The 19,418-nt window shown below is 70.5% G+C and carries 22 protein-coding genes; 8 read left to right on the top strand and 14 right to left on the bottom strand.

All coding sequences use genetic code 11. The features are described 5' to 3' along the window. Nucleotides 1–6: 6 nt before the first annotated feature. From metX to ccmA, 10 genes are all read right to left on the bottom strand, one after another. Nucleotides 7–1,119 carry a homoserine O-acetyltransferase MetX gene (gene metX / locus AC1G9L_RS13420; protein WP_019800761.1) on the bottom strand — a complete coding sequence of 371 codons (1,113 nt, stop codon included), beginning with the start codon at nt 1,117–1,119 and terminating at the stop codon, nt 7–9. A 266-nt stretch (nt 1,120–1,385) separates the two neighbouring features. Then, nucleotides 1,386–2,420, bottom strand: a complete 1,035-nt coding sequence (locus AC1G9L_RS13415) for a tetratricopeptide repeat protein (RefSeq protein ID WP_481069293.1) — start codon at nt 2,418–2,420, stop codon at nt 1,386–1,388. Nucleotides 2,421–2,424: 4 nt separating this feature from the next. Then, complete coding sequence (locus AC1G9L_RS13410; protein ID WP_481069292.1) at nt 2,425–2,883, bottom strand: cytochrome c-type biogenesis protein; 459 nt, start codon at nt 2,881–2,883, stop codon at nt 2,425–2,427. Beyond that, entirely contained in the window at nt 2,880–3,485 is a 606-nt protein-coding gene (locus AC1G9L_RS13405; protein WP_019802033.1) for a DsbE family thiol:disulfide interchange protein, read from the bottom strand. Before AC1G9L_RS13405 ends, AC1G9L_RS13410 begins: the two co-directional genes overlap by 4 nt. Then, on the bottom strand, nt 3,485–5,419 hold the full coding sequence (locus AC1G9L_RS13400; protein ID WP_481069291.1) for a heme lyase CcmF/NrfE family subunit: 1,935 nt from the start codon (nt 5,417–5,419) through the stop codon (nt 3,485–3,487). Before AC1G9L_RS13400 ends, AC1G9L_RS13405 begins: the two co-directional genes overlap by 1 nt. A 174-nt stretch (nt 5,420–5,593) precedes the next feature. Then, nucleotides 5,594–6,043 (bottom strand): cytochrome c maturation protein CcmE, encoded by a 450-nt coding sequence (ccmE, locus tag AC1G9L_RS13395; protein WP_010343775.1) that lies wholly within the window; start codon nt 6,041–6,043, stop codon nt 5,594–5,596. Continuing rightward, on the bottom strand, nt 6,040–6,216 hold the full coding sequence (locus tag AC1G9L_RS13390) for a heme exporter protein CcmD (RefSeq protein WP_019800949.1): 177 nt from the start codon (nt 6,214–6,216) through the stop codon (nt 6,040–6,042). Before AC1G9L_RS13390 ends, ccmE begins: the two co-directional genes overlap by 4 nt. Then, on the bottom strand, nt 6,213–6,962 hold the full coding sequence (ccmC, locus tag AC1G9L_RS13385; RefSeq protein ID WP_010343777.1) for a heme ABC transporter permease CcmC: 750 nt from the start codon (nt 6,960–6,962) through the stop codon (nt 6,213–6,215). Before ccmC ends, AC1G9L_RS13390 begins: the two co-directional genes overlap by 4 nt. Nucleotides 6,963–7,090: 128 nt before the next feature. Continuing rightward, complete coding sequence (gene ccmB, locus AC1G9L_RS13380) at nt 7,091–7,786, bottom strand: heme exporter protein CcmB (RefSeq protein WP_017907306.1); 696 nt, start codon at nt 7,784–7,786, stop codon at nt 7,091–7,093. Then, nucleotides 7,783–8,430 (bottom strand): heme ABC exporter ATP-binding protein CcmA, encoded by a 648-nt coding sequence (ccmA, locus tag AC1G9L_RS13375; protein ID WP_010343781.1) that lies wholly within the window; start codon nt 8,428–8,430, stop codon nt 7,783–7,785. The genes ccmB and ccmA overlap by 4 nt, the downstream gene beginning before the upstream one ends. Nucleotides 8,431–8,634: 204 nt before the next feature. Here ccmA and AC1G9L_RS13370 point away from each other — a divergent pair, with 204 nt between their 5' ends. The 4 genes from AC1G9L_RS13370 to AC1G9L_RS13355 all read left to right on the top strand — a co-directional run bounded on the left by AC1G9L_RS13370 (nt 8,635) and on the right by AC1G9L_RS13355 (nt 11,895). After that, on the top strand, nt 8,635–9,783 hold the full coding sequence (locus tag AC1G9L_RS13370; RefSeq protein WP_019799731.1) for a methionine aminotransferase: 1,149 nt from the start codon (nt 8,635–8,637) through the stop codon (nt 9,781–9,783). A gap of 68 nt (nt 9,784–9,851) precedes the next feature. Beyond that, nucleotides 9,852–10,160, top strand: coding sequence for a hypothetical protein (locus tag AC1G9L_RS13365; RefSeq protein ID WP_010343783.1), 309 nt, complete (start codon nt 9,852–9,854; stop codon nt 10,158–10,160). Next, nucleotides 10,157–10,984: an amidohydrolase gene (locus tag AC1G9L_RS13360; protein ID WP_010343785.1), complete on the top strand. Its 828-nt coding sequence runs from the start codon at nt 10,157–10,159 to the stop codon at nt 10,982–10,984. The genes AC1G9L_RS13365 and AC1G9L_RS13360 overlap by 4 nt, the downstream gene beginning before the upstream one ends. A gap of 473 nt (nt 10,985–11,457) precedes the next feature. Then, on the top strand, nt 11,458–11,895 hold the full coding sequence (locus AC1G9L_RS13355; protein WP_010343786.1) for a hypothetical protein: 438 nt from the start codon (nt 11,458–11,460) through the stop codon (nt 11,893–11,895). A 204-nt stretch (nt 11,896–12,099) separates the two neighbouring features. On the opposite strand, the gene AC1G9L_RS13350 is transcribed toward AC1G9L_RS13355, so the two are convergent. Beyond that, nucleotides 12,100–12,807: a hypothetical protein gene (locus AC1G9L_RS13350; RefSeq protein ID WP_481069290.1), complete on the bottom strand. Its 708-nt coding sequence runs from the start codon at nt 12,805–12,807 to the stop codon at nt 12,100–12,102. Nucleotides 12,808–13,053: 246 nt separating this feature from the next. Here AC1G9L_RS13350 and AC1G9L_RS13345 point away from each other — a divergent pair, with 246 nt between their 5' ends. Further along, entirely contained in the window at nt 13,054–13,500 is a 447-nt protein-coding gene (locus AC1G9L_RS13345; RefSeq protein WP_019799734.1) for a hypothetical protein, read from the top strand. 173 nt (nt 13,501–13,673) lie between these two features. On the opposite strand, the gene AC1G9L_RS13340 is transcribed toward AC1G9L_RS13345, so the two are convergent. Genes AC1G9L_RS13340 through AC1G9L_RS13330 form a run of 3 tightly spaced genes read right to left on the bottom strand, consistent with a single transcriptional unit; the run spans nt 13,674 to nt 17,138 of the window. Next, complete coding sequence (locus AC1G9L_RS13340; protein ID WP_371182606.1) at nt 13,674–15,218, bottom strand: pseudouridine synthase; 1,545 nt, start codon at nt 15,216–15,218, stop codon at nt 13,674–13,676. Further along, nucleotides 15,211–16,173: an SMC-Scp complex subunit ScpB gene (gene scpB, locus AC1G9L_RS13335; RefSeq protein ID WP_481069289.1), complete on the bottom strand. Its 963-nt coding sequence runs from the start codon at nt 16,171–16,173 to the stop codon at nt 15,211–15,213. Before scpB ends, AC1G9L_RS13340 begins: the two co-directional genes overlap by 8 nt. 23 nt (nt 16,174–16,196) lie before the next feature. Then, nucleotides 16,197–17,138, bottom strand: a complete 942-nt coding sequence (locus AC1G9L_RS13330; RefSeq protein ID WP_010342676.1) for a segregation and condensation protein A — start codon at nt 17,136–17,138, stop codon at nt 16,197–16,199. A 373-nt stretch (nt 17,139–17,511) separates the two neighbouring features. Here AC1G9L_RS13330 and AC1G9L_RS13325 point away from each other — a divergent pair, with 373 nt between their 5' ends. The 3 genes from AC1G9L_RS13325 to AC1G9L_RS13315 all read left to right on the top strand — a co-directional run bounded on the left by AC1G9L_RS13325 (nt 17,512) and on the right by AC1G9L_RS13315 (nt 19,342). Then, the gene (locus AC1G9L_RS13325; protein ID WP_481069288.1) at nt 17,512–17,811 is read left to right on the top strand and encodes a YciI family protein; all 300 of its coding nucleotides are present in this window, start codon (nt 17,512–17,514) and stop codon (nt 17,809–17,811) included. Next, entirely contained in the window at nt 17,808–18,092 is a 285-nt protein-coding gene (locus AC1G9L_RS13320; protein WP_010342674.1) for a BolA family protein, read from the top strand. The genes AC1G9L_RS13325 and AC1G9L_RS13320 overlap by 4 nt, the downstream gene beginning before the upstream one ends. Before the next feature lie 236 nt (nt 18,093–18,328). Next, complete coding sequence (locus tag AC1G9L_RS13315) at nt 18,329–19,342, top strand: LacI family DNA-binding transcriptional regulator (RefSeq protein WP_019799344.1); 1,014 nt, start codon at nt 18,329–18,331, stop codon at nt 19,340–19,342. The last annotated feature ends 76 nt before the right edge of the window (nt 19,343–19,418 follow it).

The following is a 19,418-nucleotide window of genomic DNA, read 5'->3' as shown; positions in this document are numbered from 1 at the left end:
CAGCCGCTACAGCGCGTCCAGAAACGCCCGCACCGCCGGTCCGAATCGCGCGAAATCCACCAGGAACGCATCGTGCCCCTGCGGCGAATCCAGCCCCAGGAACTGCGCCTGTGCGCCACCGGCGCGCAGGCCGTCGGCGATCTGTTGCTGCTGCTGCACCGGGAACAGGATGTCGGTGTTGGCGCCGATCGCCAGGGCGCGCTCGATGCGGATCGTGGCGATGCCTGCGAGCACGTCGCCGCCGGCAGGTTCGGCCAGGTCGAACCAGTCCATCGAGCGGCTCAGGTACAGATAGCAGTTCGGATCGAAGCGGCGCACGAAGCGGCGGGCATGGCCTTCGAGGTAGCTCTCGACCTGGAATTCCAGGCCGAACGGATCGTCGTCGGTCTGGTCCGAATCCAGGCGCACGCGGCCGAAGCGGCCGTCCCACTCCAGCGCCGAGCGGTAGGTGATCACGCCGAGCTTGCGCGCCATGCGCATGCCCGACTCGGGATAGGTCGCCTCGTCGTAGTCGCCGCCGTTCCAGTTCGGATCCAGCCGGATCGCCTCGCGCTGCAGCGAGCGGATCGCGATCGAGAACGGCAGCGCCTGCGCGCTGCCCGAGATGTTGATGTGGCTGCGCGCCAGGCCGGGATGCCGGTGCAGCAGCGCCAGTGCGGTCATGCCGCCCATCGAGTTGCCGATCACGCAGGCCAGTTGCGCGATGCCCAGCGCCCGCACCACCTGCGCGGCGGCGTCGGCACCGTCCTCGATCGACAGCTCCGGGAAGCGCAGGCGATACGGCTGGCCGTCGTCCGGATGCGCCGAGGCCGGGCCGGTCGAGCCCTTGCAACTGCCCAGCGAGTTCACGCAGATCACGAACCAGCGCTGCGTGTCGATCGGCTTGCCCGGGCCGAGCATGCCTTCCCACCAGCCGGGCGTGGGATCGTCGGCATTGGCCGCGGCATGCGCGTCGGGCGACAGCCCGGTGACGATCAGGATCGCGTTGTCGCGTGCGGCCGACAGCTTGCCCCAGGTTTCGTAAGCGACCCGCGCGCCGTGCAACTGGCCGCCACGCTTCATCGGGAACGGCGAGGGCAGGGCGAGGAAGCGGCTGCCGGGCGGGATGAATTCGGTCATGCGCCGATTCTAGCCGCGCCATCGCGCATGCGGCGTATGCGTGGTGCGAGATGGAGCATGCCGATGGCGATAGCCGCCGCTGGCTGCGCAGACGCGGGTCCGGCTTGTACGAGCCGTTTTTGCCGCGCAGGAGCGGCTTCAGCCGCGACGCGCGTTACCTGCAATGCCGTCGCGGCTGAAGCCGCTCCTGCGCGATGCTCCCGCCGTTGCGGGAGGCGCCTCTGGCGGCGGTCGACATCCACCGCGTCTGCACGAGGTCGCAGTGGTCATGGCTTGCCGATCACCAATTCCACCGGCGCGGTCGCCGGCAGGTTCACCGTCACCGGCGCCGATTCCACGTCACCCTCCTGGCGCATCGCGTTGCCGCTGGTCGACAGCCGCGCGACCACCTGCACCTGCTTGAGTTGCGAGAGCTTCTGCGTCGGCATCGGGCTGTCCGCGTCGCTCAGCGTCAGCCGCAACGGCAGCGCCTGCAGCGGATGCTTCTGCACCGCCACCGGCATCGGCGGGCCGCCCGGCACGCGCGCGATCACGAACACGCTGGCGTCGCCGCGCAGGCGCACGCGGGCTGCGAACGCCGGGTCCAGCGACACGGCCACGGTCAGGCTGGTGCTCGCCGGCGCCTGCGCATCCTGCGCAGTGGTGGCTGCGGCAGCGGGCAGGGCGGGCAGGCCGGCCGCGAGACGGGCGGCGTCGATCTGTGGCCGCAGCGCCGCGGCGGTGGCCGCGTCCACGCGCGGCAACAGCGCTTCCCAGGTGGCTGCGGCGGCGGCGTCCTGGCCGCGTTGGCGCTGGGCGATGCCAAGGAACCAGGCGCCGCGTTCGCTGCCCGGCGCCAATTGCAGGGCGTGCTGCAGCCAGGCCAGCGCCTGGTCGTCGAACTGCCGTTGCGGGTTGGCAATCGCCCGCGCCTCGGCGGCTTCGATCAGCAGCGGCGCCTGCTCCGGCGCCAGGCGCACCGCACGTGCGAATGCGGCCGCGGCCTCGGCGTTGTGGCCCAGCGACATCTGGCTGCGGCCGAGCAAGGCCCAGCCGTCGGCCCGGTTGGGATCCTTCGCCAGTGCCGCCTGCAATTGCTTCACGCCGTCCTCGAGCGTGCGTGGTGCCTCGCGGTTCTGCGCCTGCAGCGCACGCGGCGTGCCGACCAGCGCATACAGCGCCGCCGTCGCCACGCCCAGCGCCAGGATCGCCACCGCCAGCACCGCGCCCTTGCGGCCGCGGCTGCGCAGCGGCCACAGCACCACCGCGAACACCAGCGCCGCCAGCGCCACCGCCGCGGCCGACATGCCCCAACTCAGCATCGCCTCACCATTCCTGTTCGTCCTGCAGCGGCAGCGCGGTCGCCGCCGGCGCGCGTCGCCGCACCATCCGGATCAGCACCACGGCGCCGCCGGCCAGCAGCAGCAAGGGGCCGAACCACAGCAGCCAGGTGCGCGCTTCCAGCTGCGGCCGGTACAGCACGAACTCGCCGTAGCGATCGACCAGGAACTGCTTGATCTGCGCATCCGACTTGCCCTGTTGCATCAGCTCCAGCACTTCGCGGCGCAGGTCCATGGCGATCTGCGCGTGCGAGTCGGCCAGCGACTGGTTCTGGCATTGCACGCAGCGCAGTTCCGCGGTCAGCGCATGGAAGCGCGCCTCCTCGGCGGCGGAGCGGTAGGCCAGCGGCGTCGGATCGGACACCGGTTCGGCGTCGGCCAGCGTGGACCACGCCAGCAGCGCCAGCAGGCCCAGCCGCAGCGCAGGCCGGCGGTGCTGGCTCATGGCGTGTCCTTGCCCTGGGCGCGCGTCGGCGGGGCGTCGCGCTCGGCCTGCTCCAGTGCCGGCAGCAGTTCGTCGCGGATGATCGCATCGGTCAGCGGGCCGGCGTGCTTCCAGCGCACCACGCCGCGCGCATCGACCAGGAAGGTCTCCGGCGCCGCGGCCACGCCCCAGTCGATCGCGGTGCGCCCCTCGGGATCGAACAGCACCGCCAGGAACGGATTGCCCAACTGCTCCAGCCATCGCAACGCGTCCTCGCGGCTGTCCTTCCAGTCGTAGCCGATCACCCGCACGCGCTTGCTCAGCGCGAAGCGGGTCAACACCGGGTGTTCCTCGCGGCAGGCCGGGCACCAGCTGCCCCACACGTTGAGCACGTACGGCGCGCCGAGCAGCTCGCTGCTGCGCACGCGGATCGAGGCATCGTGCAGCAACGGCAGTGCGAACACCGGTGCCGGCTTGCCGATCAGCGCCGACGGCAGCGCGTCGCGATCGGCGCTGCCGGAGCGTTGCACCGCATACACCATCAACGCCAGCAGGCCGAGGAAGAACAGCGCACCCAGGACGATGGCGGGCAGCGGCAGGCGACGTGGAGCGGGAGCGGACATCAGGGGGTCTCCGGGGTACGACGGAAGCGCCGGTCGGCGGCGGTGACGAAACCGCCCAGCGCCATCAGCGCCGCGCCAAGCCAGATCCAGCGCACGAAAGGTTTGACGTGCACGCGCATCGCCCAGGCGTTGCCGCCCAGCGGCTCGCCGAGGGCGACGTACACATCGCCGAACAGGCCGGGGTGGATGCCGGCCTCGGTCATGTTCTGGCCGCCGCTGGCGTACAGGCGCTTTTCCGGGTGCAGCAGCGCCAGCGGGCGATCGTCGCGCAGCACCTGCACGTGCGCGCGCTCGGCTACGTAGTTGGGGCCCTTGCGCTGGTCCAGGCCCTGCAGTTCGAAGCGGTAGCGGCCCAGCTCCAGGTGCTGCCCCGGCGCCAGCGCCACTTCGCGCTGCTGCTCCAGCGCCTCGACCAGCAGCGCGCCGGCCAGGAACACCGCGATGCCGGCGTGGGCCAGGGTCATGCCCAGCATCTCAGCGGTGAAGCGGCTGCCCTTGAGCTGGCGCCGGCTCCACACGAAGCGCGCGGTGCCCAGCAGCACCCAGGTCGCGGCGGCGACGCCGGCAGCGGTCTTCCACGCGCCCTGCGGCGCCAGGAAGAAGCCGATCGCCCCGGCCAGCAGCGCCAGGCCCGCCCACGGCGCCAGCAGCGCCAGCGGCCGCGACGCCTGTTCGCGCTGCCAGCGGGTCAGCGGACCGAACGGCAGCAGCGCCACCAGCGGCGCCATCAGCACGATGAACAAGGTGCCGAAGTAGGGCGGCCCCACCGACAGCTTGCCCAGGTCCAGCGCATCGGCCAGCAGCGGATACAGCGTGCCCAGCAGCACCATCGCGCAGGCGCAGGTCAGCAGCAGGTTGTTGGCCAGCAGCAGGGTCTCGCGCGAGGCCGGGGCGAAGCGTTGCCGCGCCTCGTCGGCCGCCGCCGCCACGCGGCCGCCGCGCAGCGCGTACAGCAGCAGCGCGCCGCCGCACAGCAGGCTCAGGAACACCAGGATGAACAGGCCGCGGGCGGGGTCGGCGGCGAACGAGTGCACGCTGGTCAGCACGCCCGAGCGCACCAGGAAGGTGCCCAGCAACGATAGCGAGAATGCGGCGATCGCCAGCAGCAGGGTCCAGGCGCCGAAGCTGCCGCGCTTCTCGGTGACCGCCTGCGAATGCAGCAGCGCCGCGCCGGCCAGCCACGGCATGAAACTGGCGTTCTCCACCGGGTCCCAGAACCACCAGCCGCCCCAGCCCAGTTCGTAGTACGCCCACCAGCTGCCGAGGGCGATGCCGATGGTCAAAAAGCCCCAGGCCACGTTGGTCCACGGCCGCGTCCAGCGCAGCCAGCGCGCATCCACCTGGCCGTCCAGCAGCGCGGCGATGGCGAAGGCGAACGGCACCGCGAAGCCGACATAGCCGGCGTACAGCAGCGGCGGATGGATCACCAGGCCGGGATCCTGCAGCAGCGGATTGAGATCGCGCCCTTCCAGCGGCGCCGGCAGCAGCCGCGCGAACGGGTTGGAGGTGAACAGCAGGAACGCCAGGAAGCCGATGCTGACCAGCGCCAGGGTGCCGATCACCCGCGCGACGACGTGCGCCGGCAGGCGCCGCGAGTACAGCGCCACCGCGCCGGTCCACAGCGCCAGGATCAGCGTCCACAGCAGCAGCGAGCCCTCGTGCGCCCCCCACACCGCGGAGTAGCGGTACACCAGCGGCAGCAGCGAGTTGGAGTTCTCGGCGACGTAGGCCACCGAGAAATCCTGGGTCACGAGGGCGTGGGTGAGGATCGCGAAGGCGCCGGCGACCAGCGCCAGTTGCGCGAACGCGGCCGGCCGCGCCACGCCCATCCAGCGCGCATCGCCGCGCTGCGCGCCGGCCAGCGGCAGCGCCGCCTGCAACACCGCGGTGAGCAGGGCGAGGATCAGCAGGAGCTGACCGACCTCAGGCAGCATGGCGCTTGCGGAACGCGCGAGCGGGTAGGGCGGGACGCGCAGCGGATTGCGGGATGCACGTGGCGCGAGACTGCTCCCCGGGGTTCCGTCGCCGCTGCTTGGTGGTGCCAACGATCGGGCCAGCGCTGTTGCTTCGACGATTCCCCATTTCCCAATCCCGGTTCCCGCCGCCCCTCACTGCATCGCCCCCACGTCGTGCTTGCGATGCGCGCTGCCCATCTTGTCCGCCAGTTCCTTCGGCATGTAGGTCTCGTCGTGCTTGGCCAGCACGTCCTCGGCGACGAACACGCCGTCGTGCATGCTGCCGGTGGCCACCACCGCCTGGCCCTCGCGGAACAGGTCGGGCAGGATCCGGTCGTAGCGCACGGTCAGTTGCGCATCGCCGTCAGTGACCCGGAAGTGCGACTGCAGCGAACCGGGCGCGCGCTGGAACGAGCCCTTCTCGACCATGCCGCCGAGGCGGAAGCGCGCGTGCGCGCCGGTCTTGCCGGCCAGCACTTCGGCCGGGGTGTACAGGTAGGCGGCATTGCGCTGCAGCGCCATCGCCACCAGGGTGGTGGTCAGGCCGGCGGCCAGCACCAGCAGCATCAGCCACAGCAGGCGGCGCTTGCGCTGCGGGTTCATCGGCTCAGCTCCAGTGGCGGCGCCGGCTCGGCCTTGGCCTGGCGCTTGCGTTGCGCGCGCAGGCGCGCCGCGCGCAGCGCGTTGCGCACCTGCAGCCGCGCCAGCACGAAATCGACCAGCAGCACCCCGGCGAACACCGCATAGGCCCCGACCACATACGGCAGGTAGTTCATCCGCGCGCCTCCGCCAGCTGCGTCACCCAGTCCTTGCCGGCCTCGCGGCGCAGGTTGTCGGCGCGCGCGCGCGCCAGCAGCGAGCCGGCGAACCAGAACTTGGTCGCGGCCACCATCAGCCACAGCGGCGGCAGCATGCTCGGGTCCATGCTGGACTGGCCGAACAGGCGGATGGTCTGGCCCTGGTGCAGCGAGTTCCACCACACCACCGAATAGCGGATCACCGGCAGCAGCACCACGCCGACGATGGCCAGCAGCCCGGCCGCGCGCGCGGCGGTGCGCCGGTCCTCGATGGCCAGGTACAGGCCCATCACGCCGATGTACAGGAACAGCAGGATCAGTTCGGTGGTCAGGCGCGGGTCCCAGTCCCACCAGGCGCCCCACATCGGCTTGCCCCAGATGCTGCCGGTCAGCAGGGTGATCAGGGTGAAGGCGGCGCCGATCGGCGCGCAGGCCATCGCCAGGATCTCGCACAGCTTGATCCGCCACACCTGGGCGATGGCGGCGTACACGGCCATCAGCCCGAACACGAACAGGCTCATCCAGGCGCTGGGTACATGGATGTAGAGGATGCGGAAGGCGTCGCTCTGCAGGCGGTCGGCCGGCACCACGAACAGCGCCTGCCAGATGCCCACGCCGGCCAGCAGCAGCGCCGCCAGGTAGCACCACGGGGTCCAGCGCGCCGCGAAGCGATCGAAGGTCGGTGGCGAACCGAGTTGGTGGAACCAGCGGACGAGAGAGGCCATGCGGACGATTCTAGCTGGCGGAAGGCGGGCTTCGATGCGACAACTTTCGATGCGACAACGACGGAACGGCGAGGGAGCACTGCGCTTGCATGGTACGTCCGCCGCCGCGCCCGCGCTGCGCCAATGGCTCAGCTCAGCGAGATGCGGATCGCCGCCGCCGCCGCCAATGGCGCCAGCACCAGCCCCGCCACCAGGCCCGCGGCCAGCAACAGCAGGCCGCCGGCCGGGTCCAGGCCCTGCGCCGCCGCCGCCACGCTGCCGGCGCCGAACACCAGCACCGGCACGTACAGCGGCAAGGCCAGCAGCGCCACCAGGATGCCGGCGCGCTTCATGCCCACCGTCAGCGCCGCGACCACCGCGCCGAGCAGGCTCAGCAGCGGGGTCCCCAGCGCCAACGATGCCAGCAGCACCGGCATGCGGTCATGCGGCAGGTGCAGCAATTCGCCGAGCAGCGGCGCGGCCACGATCAGTGGCAAGGCGGTGGTGACCCAGTGCAGCAGCACGCGCACCAGCACCAGCCAGGCCAGCGGCACCGGTGCCAGCAGCCATTGCTCCAGCGAACCGTCCTCGGCATCGCTGCGGAACAGGCTGTCCAGCGCCAGCAGGCCGGCCAGCAGTACCGCCAGCCACAGCGCGGCACCGGCCACCTCGCCGAGCAGGCGCGGCTGGTTGCCCAGCGCCAGCGCGAACAGGGCCACGATCAGCAGGGCGAACAGCGCCGGCTGCAGCGCGTCGCCGCGGCGCCGCCACAGCAGGCGCAGGTCGCGCAGCAGCAGCGCCCGGGTGGCCTGCCACAGCGAGGGAACGGGCGTGGCCAGGCTCATGCAGCGACTCCGCTCAGGGTCAGCATGCGCGTGCGCACGGGCGGAGCGGCGTAGGCGCCATGGGTGGTGACCAGGGCCGCGCCGCCGCTGCGCAGGTGCGCGGCGATCATCCGGTTGACCAGGGTGATGCCGTCCAGGTCGAGGTTGGCGTAGGGCTCGTCGAGCAGCCACAGCGGCGCCGGCGACAGCCACATCCGCGCCAGCGCCAGGCGCTTCTTCTGCCCGGCCGACAACTGCCGTACCAGGGTGTCCTCGTAGCCGGCCAGGCCGACGATGGCCAGGGCGCTGCCGGGCATCTGCTTGGCGCGGCGCCCCTGCAACCCGCACAGATAGTGCAGGTTCTCCAGGGTGCTGAGGTCGGCCTTCAGCGCGCCGAGGTGGCCCAGGTAGGCCATGAAGCGGGCGCGGTCGCCGCGCCGCACCGGGTGGCCGTCGATCTCGATGCGCCCGGCCTCGGCGCGCAGCAGGCCGACCAGCACCCGCAGCAGGGTGGTCTTGCCGGCGCCGTTGTCGCCCTGCACCAGCAGCGCCTCGCCGGCATCCAGGTGGAAGTCCAGCGGACCGAACACCGCGGCGTCGTCGCGGGCGAACGTGAGCCCGTGCGCGGCCAGCAGCGGCGGCGGGGTGTACAGCGGATCGGTCATCGGCGAAGGCCGCGGCGATGGCGCGGCGGCGGGCGGCAAGGGAAGGCGCGCATTGTATCGGCATGCGGGCGTCCGGCGGATGCCGGCGACGGCCATGTGCGGCGATGTGCGCGCACTGCGGCGAGGGCGGCGGGCCGATGCCGCATCGCCGGCAAGCGGCTTTGCGTACACTCGGCGTTTTCCCGCTGCCCGCAGATCCCCCGCATGCATCCGCAGACCAAGCTGCCCAAGGTGGGCACCACCATCTTCACCGTGATGTCGCAACTGGCCGGCGAGCACGGCGCAGTCAACCTGGGCCAGGGCTTTCCCGACTTCCCGGTGCCGCCGCGGCTGATCGAGGCGCTGGACCGCGCCATGCGCGACGGCCACAACCAGTACCCGCCGATGACCGGCGTGCCGGCGTTGCGCCAGGCGATCGCCGAGAAGGCGCTGCGCTGCTACGGCGCCCAGGTCGATGCCGACACCGAGGTCACCGTCACCAGCGGCGCCACCGAGGCCCTGTTCAACGCCATCCACGCCGTGGTGCGCCCGGGCGAGGAGGTGATCGTGCTGGATCCGGCCTACGACAGCTACGAGCCGGCGATCGACCTGGCCGGCGCACGCGCGGTGCACGTGCCGCTGGACCCGCAGACGTTCGCGGTGGACTGGGAGCGGGTGCGCGCGGCGATCACCCCGCGCACCCGGCTGCTGATGCTCAACAGCCCGCACAACCCGTCCGGGGCGATGTTCGGTGCCGACGATCTGCAGGCGGTGACCGAGCTGCTGCGCGGCAGCGACATCTTCCTGATCTCCGACGAGGTCTACGAGCACATCGTGTTCGACGGCCGCCGCCACGAGTCGGTGCTGCGCTGGCCGGAACTGCGCGCGCGCGCCTTCGTCGTCTCCAGCTTCGGCAAGACCTACCACTGCACCGGCTGGAAGATCGGCTACGCGATCGCACCACCGGCGCTCAGCGCCGAGTTCCGCAAGGTCCACCAGTACAACACCTTCGCCAGCTTCGGCCCAGCCCAGCACGCCTTCGCCGCGATGATCCGCGAGGAGCCGGAGCACGACGAGCAGCTCGGCACGTTCTACCAGGCCAAGCGCGACCGCTTCCGCGAACAACTGCTGGGCACCCGGCTGAAGCCGCTGCCGGTGCCGGGGGGTTACTTCCAGCTCGTGGACTATTCGGCGGTCAGCGACCTGCCCGACACCGAGTTCGTGAAGTGGCTGACCATCGAGAAGGGCGTGGCGGCGATCCCGCTGTCGCCGTTCTACCAGGACCCGCCGCCCGCCCAGCGCCTTGCGCGGCTGTGCTTCGCCAAGAACGAGGCGACGCTGGATGCGGCGATCGAGCGCTTGCAGCGGCTCTGACGAGCCGCCGGGATTGGGGATTCGGGAATGGGGAATCGTAGAGGCGGGTTCCTGGGGCGGGGTGGGGCATGTCGGTGGCAGGCATCTATTTCGGCGTGACGTTTGGGCTGGCGGCGGTCTGCGCGGTGGTCGACGGGGCGCTGTTCTACGGGCATGTGCTGACCGGGCTGGCTGATCGCGGCCAGCGGGTGGGGATGGATTTCAGCGTGGTGCCGTTCCGGCGGCAGGCCTATGTGGACCGCTACCTCGCGCTGTTGACGCCGCAGGAGCGGGGCACGCTCGCCAACCGCCTGGTGCGGCACCTGCCATGGGTAACGCCTACACTGGGCCTGCTGTGCCTGGTCGGCACGATCTGCATCGGAGTACGTTGGGGATGACACAGGTGGCACAGGATTTGAGGATCTCGTTGGTCCAGGGCGATACCCGCTGGCACGATCCGGCCGGCAACCGCGCGCATTACGCCGAATTGCTGGCACCGCTGGCCGGCGTCACCGACCTGGTGGTCCTGCCGGAGACCTTCACCAGCGGCTTCTCCAACGATGCGCTGGCGCAGGCCGAGGACATGGACGGGCCGACCGTGGCGTGGATCCGCGAGCAGGCGGCGCGGCTGGGTGCGGCGGTGACCGGCAGCGTGCAGTTGCGCGTGCCCGACGCCGCTGGCGAGGCCAAGGTGTTCAACCGCCTGCTGTGGGCCACGCCGGACGGCGCGTTGCAGCATTACGACAAGCGGCATCTGTTCCGCTACGGCAACGAGCACCTGCGCTATGCCGCCGGCCGCGCGCGGCTGTGCGTGGAGTGGAAGGGCTGGCGGATCAATCCGCAGGTCTGCTACGACCTGCGCTTTCCGGTGTTCTGCCGCAACCGCTACGACGTCGAACGCCCGGGGCAGCTGGATTTCGACCTGCAGCTGTTCGTCGCCAACTGGCCGTCGGCGCGCGCCTACGCCTGGCGCACGCTGCTGCGCGCGCGTGCGATCGAGAACCTGTGCTTCGTGGCCGCGGTCAACCGCGTCGGCGTGGATGGCAACGACCTGCACTATGCCGGCGACAGCGCGGTGATCGATTTCCTCGGCCAGCCGCAACTGGAGATCCGCGAGCGCGAGCAGGTCGCCACCACCACCATCTCTGCCGCGGCGCTGGCGGCGCATCGCGCGCGCTTCCCGGCCATGCTCGATGCGGACGCCTTCAGCCTGGACGACTAGCCTCCGGCTCCGGTGACGTCGGAAACCTCATCGTGCTATTTCCGAGGACGCCCGTCGTAGGAGCGGCTTCAGCCGCGACGGGCGTTCCCGGCAACCCCTGTCGCGGCTGATTTCGAAAAGCCGGCAATAGCACGTCTCGTAGCATTTTTGCGGCAAGTTCGGCGGGTTCACTGTGGGAGGGACTTCAGTCCCGACGCATTGAGCCATCAGAAAGTGCTTCGCACGTCGCCGCTGCATGAGCGTTGACGCCCACAAAGCACAAAGTCAATCAGGCCGAGCCGCCGCAGACGAGTGCTGGAGATGCTTGGCGCCGGCCTTGCGTCCTGCCTGTGCTCCCACCAGACCAGACCGGACCTGCCCGCCGCGAGTGGAAATGCCTGCTGAACGCACCCGCGGCGCCCTGGCAGCCTTGTCGCGGCCACCACACCCCCGTTGCTACGCTCGCGCCTCGTCTTCCCACCGGTAATGCCCACATGATCAAGTCGCTTTCTCTGCTCGCACTGCTGGGCGCGGCCGCCCTGGCGCCGCAGGCCCAGGCCGCCGGCAACATCGATTGCAAGCTGTCCTTCAACCTGTCCGGTTGGTCGGTGTTCTACAAGACCGCCAAGGGCACCGGCACCATCACCTGCAACGACGGTGCGGTGATCCCGGTCAAGATCAGCAGCAAGGGCGGTGGCCTGACGGTCGGCAAGTCGAAGATCGTCGGCGGCCGCGGTACCTTCAGTGGCGCCTACAGCCTCAACGACCTGTTCGGCACCTATGCCGCCGCCGAAGCCCATGCGGGCGTGGTGAAGTCCAGCACCGCACAGGTCGTCACCAAGGGCGATATCTCGCTGGCCCTGGCGGGCACCGGCGAGGGCGTCGACCTCGGCGTCAATGTCGGCAATTTCGTGATCGAGCGCCGTCGGTAAGGCGCCACGTTCTGCTTGCGCTGCGGCGCAGGCAGAACCGACAAAAGGCGAAGAAAGCAAAGAATCCAGGCGCATCGCGCCTGGATTCTTTTTTAGGTCAACGGGTTCCGCAGCTACGCGCGGATGCCCGCCGTGCGGCGGATGTGCGAGGCGACCCGGCAAAGCGCGCCCTGGACGCGGACGCGCTTCGCGCGCGCTGCGTGCTTACTGCTGCGCGAACACCCACGCCAACTGGCCGCGCACCGGCTCCGGCGTCGCCAGCGCCTGGCGATACAGGGTACGTGCGGTCCAGCAGGCGTCCTCGTCGTTGGCCGTGGCGATCTGCGGCAACACCCGCATCAGGCGTTGCTGCTGGTCGGCGGGCAGCGACTTGACCAGCGTGCCCATCGCCGCCTGGATCTGCTGCGGCGCCACCGGCTGCGCCGGGGTCTTGTTCAACTCCGCGTCGGTGGCCTTCAGCGAGACGTCGAACCAGCGGTCGATCTGCGCCTGCGGCAGCTTTTCCAGGCCGGACAGCATGGCCGCGCTCAATGCCTGCGCATCGTTGGGATTGCCGCCGCGGGCCAGCACCGCGCACTGCGGCACGTCGACCTTGTCGCTGACCTGCGACAGGATCTCCAGGCGCTGTTCCAGCGTGGCATGGTCCAGCCGCGCGATGCCGTTCTGCGCCAGCTGGAACCCGGCCTGCTGCGCCTGCGGGCCGCTCTGCTTGAGCAGCGCCACGTAGCGCGGATCGTTGGCCAGCTTGCGCAGCATGCGATCGAACGGTGCGTGCAGCGGCGAACTGGCAGGGTAGGGGTTCTGCGCCGCGGCGATCTCTTCCTGAGCCTTCTGCTGCGCCTTCTGGCAGGCGGCGAGGCTCAGCACGCCGGCGATCAGCAGCGGCAGGGCGATCTTCATCTTCCGTGTCATCGGGATTCCTGGTCGGTGAGGGGCGGCCACCCGCGGCGGCCGCCAGAGGCGTGAGGATATCGGCTTCGTCCGCGCAGGGCGAACGGCGCGATGGCGGTCGCCCTGGTATCGCCACACGCATGTCGTGCCATGGCGGGGACACCGTCGGGGGCCGCTTCGGCTGCAGCCGTCACGGCCCTTTCCATTGAGTGCCGGCGTTCCCGGCGCCTATCATCCGATCCTGCCTCTGCACGCGAGATCGTCCGCATGAACCCCGGAATGCTTGTTGGCCTTGCCGCGCTTGGCCTCGGCGCTTCGTCCCCGGCCGCGCCGCCGCAGGCGGGCATCACGGACGCGGTCATCCAGCATCTGGACCTGACCTCGTTCCCCAACTCGGTCGGCCCGCGCCGCCTGCCGGGGAAGACGACGTTCGCGGACTATGGCTTCGTGGATGTCACGAAAACCGCCGATGGCGCGCGCCTGCTCCAGACCGACAAGGGCTGGATGATGCGCTTCGAGGTGCTGTCGGCCGATGCCACGTCCGTGCGCCTGTGCTTCCATGACACGGGATTGGCCAGGCCCGGCGAGCCACGCGCCCCCAGCTACAACGCAACCTCGGCGTTGCTGGTTTCGACAGCGTCTCAGGGCATGTGGACCGCCAGGCAGGTCCCTGCGGGGTTTGCGGACTGCAAGAACGATCCTGACGACGCGTGAGTGAACGAGCGGCCACGATGTGCGCCGTCGCACGTGCGTGAGGTGGATGCGGTGGCCTGGCCGCGCCGCCGTCCCTCGTTGTCGATAATGCTTTCTACGCAACAGGGCGCCGCTTGCGCAGGCGCCCTGTCGGGTGCGGTGCGCGCCGACGCGCGATGCGCCGGCGCCGCGACTCAGCCGCCGCGCGGACCGCGGTTGCCGCCGCCACCGGGACGGCCACCGCCACCCGGGCGGCCACCGGCCGGGCGATTGCCGCCGCCGGGACGTCCGCCCGGACCTGGGCCGCGCTTCTGGCCGCCTGCCGGGCGCGCGGCGCGCGGCGCGGCGCCGTAGGGGTTGAAGCCCGGGGTGGCGTGATCAGAGGGGAAGCTCGGCGCGTTGCCCGGATGCCCGTAGGGATGCGCCTTGCGCTGCTGGCCCTGGCCCGGACCGCGGCCCTGTCCAGCGCCCGCACCGGCGCCGGCACCGGCCGGACGCGGCTTGGCGTAGGGACGCCCTTGGCCCTGACCCTGGCCACGACCGCCGGGACCGGCGTTGCGGTGGCCGGTCGGGCCGGTGCTGACGCCATCGGGCACGTACCAGGTGCGGAACGCGGCCGGGTTGCCGTCCGGCAGCGGCTTGGGGCCCTTCGGCGTGCGCTGCTTGAACGGCTTCTGCGATTGCTTGGCGGCCATTTCGCCGCTCACGGTCAGGCCGCCGTGCGGCTTCTTGCCGCCGCGGCCGCGGCCGCGGTCCTCGCGGAAGGTGTCGAAGCGGCGCAGCTCGCGGCCTTCGTCGGCGGTGTTGTGGCCGTTGACGTAGGCGTTGCCGCCGCGGCCGACCTGCACGGTGGCCTTGGCCGCCTTGCGCTGGCCGATCACCGGCTGCAGGGTCAGCGCCGACGGGGTGCCTTCCTCCAGCTTCAGCTCGGCGCGCAGCGCCTCGACCTTGTCCTGCGCCAGCTCGACCGAGTGCCCGCGCAGCAGTTCGCGCGGCAGCGCGATCTTGCCGTAGCGGGTGCGCTTGAGCCGGCTGACCTGGCAGCCCTGCGATTCCCACAGGCGCCGCACTTCGCGGTTGCGGCCTTCCTTGACCACCACCCGGAACCAGTCGTGCGAGTCGGTGCCGCCGATGCGTTCGATCTCGTCGAACTTGGCGCCGCCGTCCTCCAGCAGCACGCCGCGCGAGAGCCGCTCGATCATGCTGTCGGGCACGGTCTCTTCGCCTTCCGGGGCGCGCACGCGCACCACGTATTCGCGCTCGATCTCGTAGGAGGGATGCATCATCGCGTTGGCCAGCTCGCCGTCGGTGGTGAGCAGCAGCAGACCGGTGGTGTTGATGTCCAGGCGGCCGATCGCGATCCAGCGCGCGCCCTTCAGCGCCGGCAGCGCCTCGAAGATGGTCGGACGGCCTTCGGGATCTTCGCGCGTGGTCACTTCGCCTTCGGGCTTGTTGTAGATCAGCACGCGCGAGGGCTCGGTCAGTGCGCTGGCGACGAAGCTGCGGCCGTCCAGCTCGATCTTGTCGCCGCTGCGGATCGACATGCCGGTCTGCGCGACCTCGCCGTTGACCTTGACCAGGCCGTCGGCGATGCGCTGTTCCAGCGCCCGGCGCGAGCCCAGCCCGGCCTGGGCCAGGACCTTGTGCAGGCGTTCTTCCAGTTTCGGCTGCTCGGCGGCAGCGGCGTCGCGCTTGAGCGAGAGCTTGTTCAACGACAGCTTGCGGGAGGTGTCACTCATTTACTTGGCTCCGGCCGGCGCGTTGCGCGTCGGCCTGTGGTTCGGAATCGGCATCGTCAACAGCCACGGTCGTCGTCGCGACGGCGTTGTCTTCGGCTTCGTTCGCATCCGCCGCGCGCTCTCCCGGCGCGGCTTCGGGTTCGCCCGTCGGGGCGGTCGTGGAATCCGTGGCCGTCGGCGCGTGGGCGTCGTCGGTCGCGGGGGTGTGCGGTGTTGCGGTGTCGCGTGCTTCTGCGTCGTCGTCGGCATCGGCCGCGTCTGCCTGCGCCGTCGCGGCGGGCTCAGCGGGTTCGCCGGCGGCTGCGGCCTGCGCCGTGGTGTCGCCCTGGTCGCCCTGGTCGTCGGCATCGCCCGGTGCGGCATCGGCCTGGGCCATGTCGCCGACCGGCAGCGCGTCGCGGTCCAGCGGCAGCTGCGGTTCCAGTTCGCCGATGTCCCTGAGTTCGGACAGCGGCGGCAGTTCGTCCAGGCGCTTGAGCCCGAAATAATCCAGGAAGGTCTTGGTGGTGCCGAACAGCGCCGGCTTGCCCGGCACGTCGCGGTGCCCGACCACGCGGATCCACTCGCGTTCTTCCAGGGCCTGGATGATGTTGCTGCTGACCGCCACGCCGCGCACCTGTTCGATCTCGCCGCGGGTGATCGGCTGCCGGTAGGCGATCAGCGCCAGGGTCTCCAGCGTGGCGCGGGTGTAGCGGGTCTTGCGCTCGGTCCACAGCCGCGCCACCCAGGCGTGCACGTCGCTGCGCACCTGGTAGCGGAACCCGGAGGCCACTTCGACCAGTTCCACACCACGGCCCTCGCAGGCCTCGCGCAGCAGTTCCAGCGCGCGCTCGATGCTGCCCGGCGGGGCGGGCTCCTCCTCCGGGAACAGCCCGTGCAACTGCGCCAGCGGCAACGGCTGGTTGGCGGCGAGCAGGGCGGCCTCGACGATGCGGTTGATCAGCGCTTGATCCATGCGGGGGCGGGTTCTCGGTGGACTCAGGTAGTGGCGTCGGCGGCGTCGCTGTCGTCGAACTCGCTGTTGAACTGCAGCGGCGCGTTGGTGTTGCCCAGCGCCAGCGATTTGACGTAGATCGGTGGCATCGGCGGCCGCTCGGTGGCCTCGGCGGGGACGTGCGCCAGCGGCTCCTGGACGATGTCCAGCAACTGCTCCTTGGCCAGTTCCAGCAATGCCAGGAAGGTGACCAGCACGCCGAGCTTGCCTTCCTCGGCACTGAACAGCGATTCGAAACGGTGGAACTTGCCGTCGTCCAGACGGCCCAGCACGTCGCCCATGCGCTGGCGCACGCTCAGCGCCTCGCGCTTGATCGCGTGGCCGCTGAACAGTTCGGCGCGCTTGAGCACGTCGTACAGCGCCAGCAGCATTTCCTTCAACTCCACCGGCGGCGGCAGCTTGACCGCGGCACGGTCCGGCACGTGGGCGTGCACCGGGGTGGTGTCGCGGTCCTGCCGCGGCAGCGCGTCGATGTCTTCGGCCGCCTGCTTGAAGCGTTCGTACTCCTGCAAGCGGCGGACCAGTTCCGCGCGCGGGTCCACTTCCTCGCCGTCCTCGGCAGGCGGCCGCGGCAGCAGCATCCGCGACTTGATCTCGGCCAGGATCGCGGCCATCACCAGGTATTCGGCCGCCAGTTCGAAGCGCAGCTCCTGCATCACGTTGATGTAGTCCACGTACTGCCGGGTGATCTCGGCGACGGGGATGTCCAGGATGTCCAGGTTCTGGCGGCGGATCAGGTACAGCAGCAGGTCCAGCGGGCCTTCGAACGCGTCCAGGATCACTTCCAGCGCATCCGGCGGGATGTACAGATCCTGCGGGATCTGCAGCACCGGCTGCCCATGCACGACCGCCAGCGGCATTTCCTGCTGCTGTGGCGGGGTCGTCTGGGTTGGCGGGTTCGCGTCGAGCGCGAGTTCGGAAGTCATCGGTTGGACATCGGTGTTGCGGTGGCGAAGGGCCGGGCAGGCGCGACCCGGCGCGGCTCCTTGCCGACAGTGCTGCGGTTCAAGGGCGCGTCGTTCCCGCAACGCGCTCGGTACTTCAACAAGACACACGACGCACGCCACGCGTGTCGCGGCGGCGGGACCTACGGAGGAGGACGTCTGCGCGGGCGGTGTCAGGCAGCGAATCGGTCGTCGGAAGGGGCTTGGGGTCGCCGATCACCGACGGGCCGCTGCATCCGGCCGCGTGCAATGGAACCAAGGGTAATGCGCCGGCGGGGTCGGTGTCCAGCGCCGCCGTGCCGGGCCAGGTCCTACAATGCCATGTCTATAGATAAGCAACGAGGGCGGAGACGCGATGTGGTACGTGATCGAGGGGTATGACGTGGCCGATGCGCTGCCGCGGCGGGCGGCGGCGCGGCCGGCGCATCTGCAGCGGCTGACCCAGTTGCAGCAGGCCGGACGGCTGTTGCTGGCCGGGCCGTGCCCGGCGATCGACGCCGAGGATCCGGGCCCGGCCGGCTTCAGCGGCAGCCTGGTGGTGGCCGCGTTCGACTCGCTGGCCGAGGCGCGGGCCTGGGCCGAGGCCGACCCGTATGTCGACGCCGGCGTCTATGCGCGGGTCGAGGTGCGGCCGTTCCGCAAGGTGCTGCCATGAGCCAGGTCGGCGCCGAGCGGGTGGCGCGGATCCGCGCCGCGCTGGAGGCGGCGTTCGCGCCGCAGGCGCTGGAGGTGGAGGACGACAGCCATCGTCATGCCGGCCACGCCGGCGCGCGCGATGGCCGCGGACATTTCAATGTCCGCGTGGTCAGTGCGGCCTTTGCCGGCATGGGGCCGCTGGCCCGACACCGCGCCGTCTACGCGGCGCTGGGCGAGATGATGCAGACCGATATTCATGCGCTGTCGATCCGCGCCGAGGTGCCGGGCACGGGCGGCTGACGCGCGCGGCGGGTGGGGTGCCGCTGGCCCGAAAACGGGGTGGGCACCCCGTGCAGAACCGGAATCTGCACCTGGATTATGTTGCACTGCGGTACGATTCCGGCCGCTTTCGCATTATCCAAGTGTCTGAAAAGCAATGATTTTATTGGGGAAATAACAAAAGGCTTCTGCCTTGCGCTGAAAACGATTACAGTCCGCGCCAGTTTCTCAAGGTCTCTGCCGCGGAGGGCGGCACGATGGCGAAGAGCGCGGTCACCATCAAAGATGTCGCACGCGAGGCCCGGGTCTCCGTGGCCACCGTGTCGCGTGCGCTCAACGGCCACGAGAACGTGGCCGCGCCCGTCCGGACCCTGGTCCTGGAAGTGGCCGAGCGCCTGCGCTACAGCCCGCATGCGGCCGCGCGCAGCCTCAGCAGCCGCCGCACCCAGACCCTGGGGGTGGTGCTGCCCGACCTGTACGGCGAATTCTTCTCCGAACTGATCCGCGGCATCGACGGCGCCGCCCGCGCGCGCCGCCAGCACCTGCTGGTGTCCAGCTACCACGGCGACCCGGAAGAGCAGGGACGGGCGCTGCGGGCGATGCGCGGCCGCGTCGACGGCCTGCTGGTGCTGTCGCCGTACGCCGAGCGCCCGGGCTTCCTCACCGACAACCTGCCGCAGGCGCTGCCGACGGTGTTGATCAACACCCACCTGCCGGGCACCGAGTACCCGGTGCTGAGCATCGACGACCATGCCGGCGCGGTGGCGATGACCGAACACCTGCTGGCGATGGGGCATCGCCGCATCGCCTTCATCGGCGGCCCGGAACTGAACTTCGATGCGCGCGAACGCCTGCGCGGCTTCCGCGACGCCATCGCACGTCATTCCGGCGAAGCGCACGGCCAGGAGTTTCCGGGCGACTTCGACGAGGCTTCCGGCTATCGCGCGGGGCAGGCGATGCTGCAGGCCGGCACGCTGCCCGATGCGGTGTTCGCCGCCAACGACATGACCGCGCTCGGCTGCCTCTATGCCTTCACCCAGAGCGGCGTGCGCGTGCCCGACGACATCGCGCTGGCCGGTTTCGACGACATTCCGCTGGCGCGTTTCGTTCACCCGTCTCTCACCACCATGCGCGTCAGCATCGCCGGGCTTGGTGAGCAGGCGATGCATCGCCTGCTGCAACTGATCGATCGGCCCGACGCCGACGACCGGCAGCGGCAGACCCTGGTTCCTACGTTGGTCGTGCGCGATTCCAGCACGGCCCGTTCCTGATGCGACGCGGTGTTCCGCGCCGCATCGCTTGTTCCACTTCGTTCCATCGAAGCACCACGCACCACCCATAACGAGC

Source organism: Xanthomonas sp. NCPPB 1132 (assembly GCF_056629235.1).
This window is presented reverse-complemented; position numbering and strand designations above follow the sequence as displayed.

Coding starts and splice junctions, on each gene's coding strand:
- metX (WP_019800761.1), bottom strand. CDS start 1,119: ATGACCGAATTCATCCCGCCCGGCAGCCGCTTCCTCGCCCTGCCCTCG.
- AC1G9L_RS13415 (WP_481069293.1), bottom strand. CDS start 2,420: ATGCTGAGTTGGGGCATGTCGGCCGCGGCGGTGGCGCTGGCGGCGCTG.
- AC1G9L_RS13410 (WP_481069292.1), bottom strand. CDS start 2,883: ATGAGCCAGCACCGCCGGCCTGCGCTGCGGCTGGGCCTGCTGGCGCTG.
- AC1G9L_RS13405 (WP_019802033.1), bottom strand. CDS start 3,485: ATGTCCGCTCCCGCTCCACGTCGCCTGCCGCTGCCCGCCATCGTCCTG.
- AC1G9L_RS13400 (WP_481069291.1), bottom strand. CDS start 5,419: ATGCTGCCTGAGGTCGGTCAGCTCCTGCTGATCCTCGCCCTGCTCACC.
- ccmE (WP_010343775.1), bottom strand. CDS start 6,043: ATGAACCCGCAGCGCAAGCGCCGCCTGCTGTGGCTGATGCTGCTGGTG.
- AC1G9L_RS13390 (WP_019800949.1), bottom strand. CDS start 6,216: ATGAACTACCTGCCGTATGTGGTCGGGGCCTATGCGGTGTTCGCCGGG.
- ccmC (WP_010343777.1), bottom strand. CDS start 6,962: ATGGCCTCTCTCGTCCGCTGGTTCCACCAACTCGGTTCGCCACCGACC.
- ccmB (WP_017907306.1), bottom strand. CDS start 7,786: ATGAGCCTGGCCACGCCCGTTCCCTCGCTGTGGCAGGCCACCCGGGCG.
- ccmA (WP_010343781.1), bottom strand. CDS start 8,430: ATGACCGATCCGCTGTACACCCCGCCGCCGCTGCTGGCCGCGCACGGG.
- AC1G9L_RS13370 (WP_019799731.1), top strand. CDS start 8,635: ATGCATCCGCAGACCAAGCTGCCCAAGGTGGGCACCACCATCTTCACC.
- AC1G9L_RS13365 (WP_010343783.1), top strand. CDS start 9,852: ATGTCGGTGGCAGGCATCTATTTCGGCGTGACGTTTGGGCTGGCGGCG.
- AC1G9L_RS13360 (WP_010343785.1), top strand. CDS start 10,157: ATGACACAGGTGGCACAGGATTTGAGGATCTCGTTGGTCCAGGGCGAT.
- AC1G9L_RS13355 (WP_010343786.1), top strand. CDS start 11,458: ATGATCAAGTCGCTTTCTCTGCTCGCACTGCTGGGCGCGGCCGCCCTG.
- AC1G9L_RS13350 (WP_481069290.1), bottom strand. CDS start 12,807: ATGACACGGAAGATGAAGATCGCCCTGCCGCTGCTGATCGCCGGCGTG.
- AC1G9L_RS13345 (WP_019799734.1), top strand. CDS start 13,054: ATGAACCCCGGAATGCTTGTTGGCCTTGCCGCGCTTGGCCTCGGCGCT.
- AC1G9L_RS13340 (WP_371182606.1), bottom strand. CDS start 15,218: ATGAGTGACACCTCCCGCAAGCTGTCGTTGAACAAGCTCTCGCTCAAG.
- scpB (WP_481069289.1), bottom strand. CDS start 16,173: ATGGATCAAGCGCTGATCAACCGCATCGTCGAGGCCGCCCTGCTCGCC.
- AC1G9L_RS13330 (WP_010342676.1), bottom strand. CDS start 17,138: ATGACTTCCGAACTCGCGCTCGACGCGAACCCGCCAACCCAGACGACC.
- AC1G9L_RS13325 (WP_481069288.1), top strand. CDS start 17,512: ATGTGGTACGTGATCGAGGGGTATGACGTGGCCGATGCGCTGCCGCGG.
- AC1G9L_RS13320 (WP_010342674.1), top strand. CDS start 17,808: ATGAGCCAGGTCGGCGCCGAGCGGGTGGCGCGGATCCGCGCCGCGCTG.
- AC1G9L_RS13315 (WP_019799344.1), top strand. CDS start 18,329: ATGGCGAAGAGCGCGGTCACCATCAAAGATGTCGCACGCGAGGCCCGG.